Raw genomic sequence first — 2513 nt, 5'->3', positions numbered from 1 at the left:
CGGCTGCACCTTCAGTTGGTTAGTTCGGAGGGCGCCGCCGCGCATTGATCCGCCCGAGATCGATCCTCCCGGCCAGCCATGCGCTCCAACTGCAGCACTCGCTGAGTGAGCCCCGACGCCAGTTCCGCTGCCTGACGCCCGGCATTGATGGAAGCGAACTGGACTGCGACGCCGCTGTAGCGCGGCCAGGACCCGGTCCTCCCGCGGCGTGAGCGTCAGCACGTCGTCCCCGATTTCGATCTTCACCAAGCCGCCGGGCATGACTGTCTTGTTGATCGCGCGCGCCGGCGGGTGCTTCACGGCCGGGACGAACATGCCATTGCGCACCCGATCGACCTGGCCGTCCTCGATGAGCACGCCAATGCGGTCGTCGACGATGGCGAGCCCCAGGCCGGTGTGCTCCACCAACGTCTCGCGGGTGACGACCTGCTCGAGCGCATGCAGGTCCTCGATAGCCTGGAGGACGACCTGGGTGGTAATTTTTGCGTCGCGGCTCAGCCATGGGCTCGTTCCTCCTTCGGCGCAAGGTCGGCCGGCGAGGTGCTCGGTAGTTCAGGCCGCATGCACAGATGGGCTCGCTTCTTCTCGATCAACGCATCCTGCAGCGCCGCGCGGGCGCGCTGTGCTTCGTCGTCGAACTGAGTGCGCTCACATCGGCGATCTCATGAGAGCTGCGAGCGCGAGTTGCGCGGATTGCCACAGGACGAGCGCGTGTAGCGGCGGCAATCGGCGCACAACGGCACGGTGGCGCATGGCCCGTCCTGCGCGATGGCGCCCGAATCGCGAAAGTCGCTCAGCATCGGCCGGCGGTTGCTCCGCGCCAGGAGCGCGAATTGAAAAAGGCCGAGCCAATCGAGACCTAATCGCGGCCTGGGCTTCACGGGACCATAAGGCCCGCCTGGGTTATTCCTTGAGCCCCAGCGCCACATAGCCCTTGTATGAACCACCCGTACCGACCATCGCGGTAAGCCTGCTGCTCTGGAGCATGTACCCGTTCGACGACCCGAGTCCCGGATACACCTGGCGGAGTCCCGTCGGCCAAGCAGGAGGTGGGATAAGCGTAAACCAACTACTCGACGACGTGGTGCCGTCAAATTGAGTCCCCTGCCGTTGGTACGAGCCTGGATAGGGCAACAAAGAAATGCTGTACTTGTTCCATGTTCCCTTGGTGTCCCCTCCGAGTGAAACGGCGTCCACCCAAGGGGTCGTCGCCGGGGCGCTGAGACGGAAGACGTTCTCGCTTCCTGTCGCAGACGAGTAGTTCGCCATATCCATGTAGGCTTCGAGCAGGACGGTCTCCCCGCCGATGCGGACAGCCCCGATGTCCAGCTTATCCTGCGGATTGGTGGCGCTCGTGAAGGTCCACCAGCGAGCAAAGCCACCGTCGATGCCTGTATACGTTTCGATGGTACCCGTGCAAGCCGCAAGAGTGGATACCTGGGTTGCCTCTTGGCAAACGACCATGCGGGTTCCGCCTTGAGAAATTTCCGCCTGCGAAACCTTGGCAATCGGCGTAGGTTGCACGCCGTTCGTTTGACTGTCCCGCAGACGCATTTCGATGCGCGTGTAGAGGCCATCGAGGAGCGCTTGCTGCGTCACCATGGCCGTGGTTTTGACCGCCACGAACGGATAGTAGTTTCTGGCGAATGTCATGCTCGCAAAGCCTGTATCGAACAGGTAATTGCCGACCATCACGTCCTCACTGATGCGGAAGCGGTTCGGGTTGAATGTGGTGAGCGTTGTATTGGCGTCAAGCATGATGAAGGTGCCTGGCTCGCTCGAATCCTCCGCCAGTACGCCGCCCGCCTGGAACGGCATGTTGCCGCTCGTCGTCACCTCGTAGGTGAGGTCGTCGAAGTTCGCATTGATGCGGTACTGCATCCCCGAGCCCGCGAACACCCAGTACTGCCCGCTACGAGCGTCCGGAGCGGCAACCTTCAACACGATGTCCACAGTCTTCGTCGACGTGCCTTCGACGTACTCCGCGGAGATTGTCACCGTCTGGGTCGTCGTGCTTGCGTTTGCGAGCGCCGCGGCCCACTGGTGCTGGGTGGGAACGGAGGCGGGCGTAATGAAGATGGCGCTCGGTGTCGAGCTGTTCACGGTCCAGCGGGTGACGGAACTGCTCACCCACACAAAGATGGAGCCCGGCTTGATGCGGTACTCGCCGGCGTTGTCAGCAGCAACCAGGCTGGCGCCTTTGTAGACCGTAACCGACAGCGGGTTGACCGTCGGAGGATTAACCGGAGGATTTGTAGCTCCACCCCCTGAGCCACCACTGCCGCTCGTCGAGCCCGTCCCTCCTGCGCCGGAGCCAGAGCCAGTTCCAGTTCCAGTTCCAGTTCCGCCGATGGTAGTTGTATCGCCACTCGTGCCACCCGTAGTGCTCATGACTGCGGCAACTACTGCCGGCGTCGAATCGGCTGAAACGTTGGGTGTGGTTAGTTGAAAACTTCCACCGCTACTGCCGCCCCCGCCGCAGGCCACCAAACCAAAGGCAAGTACGCTTGTAC

The 2513-nt window shown here is 62.5% G+C and carries 2 pseudogenes; both read right to left on the bottom strand.

Annotated elements, in window-relative coordinates:
- Positions 1–405, bottom strand: a pseudogene (locus AC1DY5_RS51125) (hypothetical protein); the annotation flags it as partial.
- A gap of 498 nt (positions 406–903) precedes the next feature.
- Positions 904–2513 (bottom strand): annotated as a pseudogene (locus AC1DY5_RS51120) (hypothetical protein); the annotation flags it as partial.

It is taken from the genome of Variovorax sp. P4_D9, assembly GCF_056401695.1.
The sequence above is the reverse complement of the archived record's forward strand: the minus strand, read 5'-3'. Positions and strand labels throughout refer to the sequence as shown.